The following is a 6436-nucleotide window of genomic DNA, read 5'->3' as shown; positions in this document are numbered from 1 at the left end:
CCGCCTCACTCTTATTTTTATAATATCAGCCGGGAGTGGGGGGGCGCCGCGCGCCCCCGCCGGGGGCGGCCCGCCACCCCCTGAACCCGGCGGCACCCGGCGGCATTCGAGCGCGCGGGCCCGCCACCGGCCACCGGTCACTGAATCACCCGCACACAAAAATACGCATCTCACATACCAATTAGGAGAACCGGATGCTGTCCGAGAAGTCGACCGAGACCGTACGAGCCACCCTGCCCGCCGTCGGCGCGGCCATCGGCGACATAGCGGACCTCTTCTACTCCAAGCTGTTCGCGGCCCGTCCCGAACTGCTCCGCGACCTGTTCAACCGCGGCAACCAGAACGCCGGCGTCCAGAAGCAGGCCCTCGCCGGCTCCATCGCGGCCTTCGCGACCCACCTCGTCGCCCACCCCGACACCCGCCCGGACGTGATGCTGCACCGCATCGCCCACAAGCACGCCTCCCTCGGCGTCACCCGCGAGCAGTACCCGGTCGTCCACCACCACCTCTTCGCGGCGATCGCCGAGGTCCTCGGCGACGCCGTCACCCCCCAGGTGGGCGAGGCCTGGGACGAGGTCTACTGGCTGATGGCCAACGCCCTGATCGCCATCGAGGAGCGGCTCTACGCCGAGCGGCAGGTCCTCGCCGGGGACGTCTGGCGCACCTGGACGGTCGTCGGCCGCACCGAGGAGACCGCCGACTGCACCACCTTCCACCTGTCCCCGGCGGACGGCGCCCCCGCCCCCTCCTTCAAGCCCGGCCAGTACGTCTCGGTCCAGGTGGAACTGGCCGACGGCGCGCGCCAGATACGCCAGTACAGCCTCTCCCGCGGCCCCCGCTCCGCCGTCCACTCGATCACCGTCAAGCGGATCCACGGCCCCGCGGCCGCGGGCCCCGACGGCGAGGTCTCGAACCACCTCCACGCCCGGACCGCGACCGGCGACACGCTGCGCGTCTCCGCCCCGTACGGCGACCTCGTCCTGCGGGACTCCGCGGCGCCGGTCCTGCTCGCCTCGGCCGGGATCGGCTGCACCCCGATGCTGTCGATGCTGGAGCACCTCGCCGAGAGCGGGCACGCCGCCCCGGTGACCGTCCTGCACGCCGACCGCTCCCCCGCCGACCACGCGCTGCGCGACGACCACCAGGCCCTGACGCACAAGCTGGCCGACGCCTCGGCCCGCTTCTGGTACGAGGCCGGCGCCGAGCCGGGCGACGGCGAGGGCCTCCTGGACCTGGGGGACGTCCCGGTGGCGACGGGCACCACGGCGTACCTGTGCGGGCCGCTCCCCTTCATGCGGGCCGTGCGCGCCCAGCTGCTCGCCAAGGGCGTGCCCGCCTCGGACATCCACTACGAGGTGTTCGGCCCGGACCTCTGGCTGGCCTCCGCGTGACGGCCGTGACGGGTGGGCCGATCGGGACGAGTGTCCGGATCGGCTCGCTCACCGTACGAACGGACTAGCCCGGAAGGACCGCCTCCACTACACCGGAGAGCAATGAGGTGGACACGAAAGGTGACCACCGCGCACCCGGAGAGGAGGCGGCCATGTCCGCACCCATGTCCGCGGACCGGTTCATCGGAGCACTGCGCAACGAAGGCCTGACCGTCGTCGAGGTCGGCGCCTGGCGCACGCACAACCGCAATCACAAGGGCCCGTGGGGCCCCGTGAACGGGGTGATGATCCACCACACCGTCACGCACGGCACCGCGTTCACCGTCTCGCTCTGCCGCGACGGCGACGCGGACCTGCCCGGCCCGCTCTGCCACGGAGTGATCACCAAGGACGGCCGGGTCCACCTGGTCGGCTACGGCCGCGCCAACCACGCGGGGCTGGGCGACTCCGACGTCCTGGCGGCGGTGATCGCCGAGAAGCGGCTGCCGCCCGACCGCCATGCGGACACCGACGGCAACCGGCACTTCTACGGCTTCGAGTGCGAGAACCTCGGCGACGGCGACGACCCCTGGCCGGAGGTCCAGCTCGACGCCATGGCCCGCGCGGCGGCGGCCGTGTGCCGCGTCCACGGCTGGACCGAGCGCTCGGTGATCGGCCACCTCGAATGGCAGCCCGGCAAGATCGACCCGAAGGGCTTCACCATGGCCGCGTTCCGGGCCCGGGTCGGCGAACGCCTCAAGTGACGGAAACGGGTTGACACCCCGATGATCAACCCGCTTCCCTGACCCGATGGCTGATCTACGCATCGAACGGGTGGCCGGCGAAGCCTCCCTCCAGGACTGGCGGCACGTCCACAACGTGATCGTTCCCCCGGACGCCCTCACCCTCGACGAGGTCCGCGAGCGGGCCGGGCGCCACCTCCTGGACGTCGCCCGCCTCGGCGACGAGCTCGTCGGCTGCATGACCGTGCGCCGGCCCACGGCCGACGCCCCGTCGGTGGCGACCGTGATCGCCCGGATCCTGCCCGCGCACCGCGGGCAGGGCTTCGGCAGCGCGCTCTACGCCCACGGCCTCGCCGAGGCGCGCGCGCTCGTCCCCGCCCCCGACTCGATCGAGACGATCGTCCTGGGATCCAACGAGGACGGCCTGCGCTTCGCCCGCTCCCGCGGCTTCGAGGAATCCGAGCGCTACGTCCTCCCGGGCGCGACGGTCCCGTACGTCCACCTGCGGCGGTCCGCCGCCGCCACGAACACCTGAGCACCCCACAATGGACGGGTGAACCGCCCCTCGAACCTTGACGCGCTCCTGCGGCCGCGCCCGCCCTCGCCGCTGTCCGAGGTGCGGGACGAGCGGTTCGAGCGGTACGGGGTGCGGCTGCTGGTGAAGCGGGACGACCTCGTGCACCCCGAACTGCCCGGCAACAAGTGGCGCAAGCTCGCGCCGAATCTGCGGGCCGCCCTCGCCGGGGGCTTCCCCGGGGTGGTGACCTTCGGCGGGGCGTACTCCAACCACCTGCGGGCCACCGCGGCGGCCGGACGGCTGCTGGGGATTCAGTCCGCCGGGATCGTCCGGGGCGACGAACTCGCCGGCCGGCCCCTGAACGACTCCCTGGCCCGCTGCGCCGCGGACGGGATGCGGCTGCACTTCGTCACGCGCTCGGAGTACCGCCGCAAGGCCGAACCCGAGGTGCTGGCCCGGCTGCTGGCGCAGGCCGGCGCGGCCTCCTCGTACGTGGTCCCCGAAGGCGGCAGCAACGCCCTCGCCCTGCACGGGTGTGCGGAGCTCGGGCGCGAGCTGCGGGGCGCTTCCGACGTCGTCGCGGTGGCCTGCGGCACGGGCGGGACCCTGGCCGGCCTGGCGGCCGGACTGGCCCCGGGCCAGCGGGCACTGGGCGTGCCCGTCCTGGCGGGCGGGTTCCTGGAGGCGGAGATACGTTCCCTCCAGCAGGCGGCCTTCGGCGGCCCGGCCGGGGAGTGGAGCCTTGCGGAGGGCTTCCACCACGGCGGCTACGCACGCGTCCCCGCCCTGCTGGACGCGTTCGCCGCCGATTTCGAGGAACGGCACGGGTTCCCGGTCGAGCGGATCTACGTGGCCAAGCTGCTCTGGGCCCTGGCCGCCCTCACCGAGTCGGGCGCCTTCCCCGCGGGCACCACCCTGACCGCCGTCGTCTCGGGCCGCCCGTGACCGGGCCGGTCCCCCGGGCGGGGGATCAGGCCGCGTCCTCGCGGTAGGCCGCCGCCTCCTCCAGGTCCAGCCTGCGCAGCAGGCCGCGCAGCATCTCGTCGTCGATCCGGCGGTGGTCGCGCAGGTTCACGAACACCTCGCGCTCCGCCGCGATCATCTCCCGCGCCAGGCGCCGGTAGACGTCGTCCGCCGATTCCCCGGTGACCGGGTTGACCTCGCCCAGCCGCTCCCACACCGCGTTGCGGCGGCGTTCCATCACCGTGCGCAGCCGCTCCGCCAGCGGCGGCGGCAGCGCGTTCTCCGGCTCGGCCAGCAGCTCCGCGAGCCGGTCCTCCGCCGACCGCGAGGCCTCGCTCTGCGCCTGCGCCTCCGCCAGGGTCTGCGCCTGCACGTCCCGCGGCGGCAGCCGCAGCAGCCGGATCAGCGGCGGAAGCGTCAGGCCCTGCACCACCAGCGTGCCGATGACCGTCGTGAAGGTCAGGAAGAGGATCAGGTTGCGGTGCGGCACGCTGATCGGCACCGAGAAGGCGATCGCCAGCGAGACCACCCCGCGCATCCCCGCCCAGCCGACGATCACCGGCGCCTTCCAGTTGGTGTCCGGCTCCCGCGCCCGGATCCGCTCCGACAGCCGGGGCACGAACGTGGCCGGGAACACCCAGACGAAGCGGGCCACCACCACCGCCAGGAACACCGCCAGCGCGTACCAGGCCGCGTGCCAGCCCTCGTACTCGGCGACTCCCTTCAGGACCACCGGCAGCTGGAGGCCGATCAGCGCGAAGACCACCGACTCCAGGATGAAGGCGACCATCTTCCACACCGCCTCCTCCTGGAGCCGGGTAGCGAAGTCCACCTGCCAGTTGCGGTGGCCGAGGTACAGCGCCACCACGACCACCGCGAGCACGCCCGAGGCGTGCACCCGCTCGGCCGCCGCGTACGCCACGAACGGGATCAGCAGCGAGAGCGTGTTCTGCAGCAGCGGCTCCCGCAGCCGCTTGCGCAGGTGGTGGATCGGCACCATCAGCACCAGGCCCACGCCCACGCCGCCCACCGAGGCCAGCAGGAACTCCGCGATCCCGCCCGCCCAGCCGGCGCTCACCCCGATGGCCGCGGCCAGCGCCACCTTGTACGCGGTGATCGCGGTGGCGTCGTTCACGAGGGACTCGCCCTGCAGGATGGTGGTGATCCGGTTCGGCAGCCCCAGCTTGCGGGCGATCGCCGTCGCGGCCACCGCGTCGGGCGGCGCGATCACCGCGCCGAGCACCAGCGCCACCGGCAGCGACAGCCCCGGCACCACCAGGTACGCCGCGTACCCCACGGCGACCGTCGCGAAGAGCACGTACCCGACCGACAGCAGGCCCACGGGCCGGATGTTCGCCCGCAGGTCCAGGTACGAGCTGTCCACCGCGGCCGTGTACAGCAGCGGCGGGAGCAGCAGGGGCAGCACGATGTGCGGGTCGAGGGCGTACGAGGGCACACCCGGGACGTACGAGGCCATCAGGCCGGCGGCGACCAGCAGCAGGGGCGCGGGCACCCGCGTCCAGCGGGCGGCCCCGGCCACCATCGCGCTGCCCGCCACCAGCGCCACCAGCGGCAATACCTCCATCGAAGATCCACCCTCGCTCGTCGTCGCTGATCGGCAATCGTCCTGCGGCGCCCGCACGTCAGTACGCTGGCAATCATGAGCGAGTGCACCCACGTTCCTGAACTGCCGCGCCCCGAGCCTGTCCCGGCTGCCCTGACCTGCCCCGAATGTCTGGTACTGGGGAGCCATCCGGTGCAGTTGCGGATGTGTCTGGGGTGCGGGTACGTGGCGTGCTGCGATTCCTCCCCGCACCGGCACGCCACCGCGCACTACCAGAGCACCGGCCATCCGGTCATGCGAAGCTTCGAGCCGGGCGAGACGTGGCGGTGGTGTTTTGTCGACGGTTCGATCGTCTGAAGCGGGGTAGGTCAACCCTCCGCCGGTTCCCCTGATTTGGGCCCGCAGACCCCTAGCCACTGTGCGTACCCATGGGCTTACCATCAGTCACTGGCCGCAGGCGGGGGTGTCTGAAACGGGCGCGATGAGGGGTGCCGCGACACGATCGCCCGGATCGCGATAGCGTCACCGGCGAACAGAGCTCGTACCACCTTGGAGGTGAGGGTGTCCCAGATCGCAGGCGAGCCCGGGACCCAGGACTTCGTGGAAGTCCGGCTGCCCGCTGCGGGTGCCTACCTGTCGGTGCTGCGAACGGCCACGGCCGGCCTCGCGGCACGTTTGGACTTCACCCTCGACGAGATCGAGGACCTCCGCATCGCGGTGGACGAGGCCTGCGCGATCCTGCTCCAACAGGCCGTGCCGGGCTCCGTCCTCAGCTGCGTGTTCCGGTTGGTCGACGACTCGCTGGAGGTGACGGTCTCCGCACCGACCACGGACGGGCGCGCACCCGAGCGCGACACGTTCGCCTGGACCGTCCTGTCGGCGCTGGCCGGCAAGGTCGAGTCCACGGTCGAGGACGACCGGACGGTGAGCATCAGCCTCTACAAACAGCGCGGCGCGGGTCCAGGCCCGGCGTGAACGGCGGGGAGATCCCGGTGCGGGGCGGGGATCGGCCCCGGGTACGGCACGAGGTCGACGGCGGCGTCCCGGAGCAGCAGCACGCCCGGCCGCACCCGGCTGACGCGGATGCGGAAGACGGCTTTTTGGACTCGGCGGAGCGACGGGCGGGCCCTATGAGCGAGAACCAGCACGAGGAACCACAACCATCACGGCCACCGGCGGCCGCCGCCGCGGCCCCGGGCGCGTCCCCCGCGCTGCCGGACCCGCGGGACCGCAGCGGTGCGCGGGCCCTGTTCTTCGAGCTGCGCGAGCTGCCCGAGGG

7 protein-coding genes are annotated in these 6436 nt (G+C 72.7%); 6 read left to right on the top strand and 1 reads right to left on the bottom strand.

Annotation, left to right across the window (positions count from 1 at the left end; translation table 11 throughout):
* Window positions 1–194 precede the first annotated feature (194 nt).
* From ACFXA3_RS31440 to ACFXA3_RS31425, 4 genes are all read left to right on the top strand, one after another.
* Window positions 195–1391 carry a globin domain-containing protein gene (locus tag ACFXA3_RS31440; protein ID WP_385192256.1) on the top strand — a complete coding sequence of 399 codons (1197 nt, stop codon included), beginning with the start codon at window positions 195–197 and terminating at the stop codon, window positions 1389–1391.
* 152 nt (window positions 1392–1543) lie between these two features.
* Window positions 1544–2134 carry an N-acetylmuramoyl-L-alanine amidase gene (locus ACFXA3_RS31435; protein WP_385192254.1) on the top strand — a complete coding sequence of 197 codons (591 nt, stop codon included), beginning with the start codon at window positions 1544–1546 and terminating at the stop codon, window positions 2132–2134.
* 46 nt (window positions 2135–2180) lie between these two features.
* Entirely contained in the window at window positions 2181–2648 is a 468-nt protein-coding gene (locus tag ACFXA3_RS31430; protein WP_385192252.1) for a GNAT family N-acetyltransferase, read from the top strand.
* An 18-nt stretch (window positions 2649–2666) separates the two neighbouring features.
* Window positions 2667–3575, top strand: coding sequence for a 1-aminocyclopropane-1-carboxylate deaminase/D-cysteine desulfhydrase (locus ACFXA3_RS31425; RefSeq protein WP_385192249.1), 909 nt, complete (start codon window positions 2667–2669; stop codon window positions 3573–3575).
* 25 nt (window positions 3576–3600) lie between these two features.
* On the opposite strand, the gene ACFXA3_RS31420 is transcribed toward ACFXA3_RS31425, so the two are convergent.
* On the bottom strand, window positions 3601–5178 hold the full coding sequence (locus tag ACFXA3_RS31420; protein ID WP_385192247.1) for a Na+/H+ antiporter: 1578 nt from the start codon (window positions 5176–5178) through the stop codon (window positions 3601–3603).
* Between the two features lie 75 nt (window positions 5179–5253).
* On the opposite strand from ACFXA3_RS31420, the gene ACFXA3_RS31415 reads away from it, so the two are divergent.
* Together ACFXA3_RS31415 and ACFXA3_RS31410 are read left to right on the top strand one after the other, a co-directional pair.
* A complete protein-coding gene (locus ACFXA3_RS31415) occupies window positions 5254–5514 on the top strand; it encodes a UBP-type zinc finger domain-containing protein (protein ID WP_054223113.1) in 261 nt (86 codons plus the stop codon).
* Window positions 5515–5718: 204 nt separating this feature from the next.
* Window positions 5719–6132: an anti-sigma regulatory factor gene (locus tag ACFXA3_RS31410; RefSeq protein ID WP_376196528.1), complete on the top strand. Its 414-nt coding sequence runs from the start codon at window positions 5719–5721 to the stop codon at window positions 6130–6132.
* Window positions 6133–6436: the final 304 nt, after the last annotated feature.

Origin of the sequence: Streptomyces sp. NPDC059456, from assembly GCF_042750055.1 — a bacterium.
GTDB lineage: Bacteria > Actinomycetota > Actinomycetes > Streptomycetales > Streptomycetaceae > Streptomyces.
Note: the sequence above shows the minus strand (reverse complement) of the source record. Positions and strands in the feature narration are given on the sequence as shown.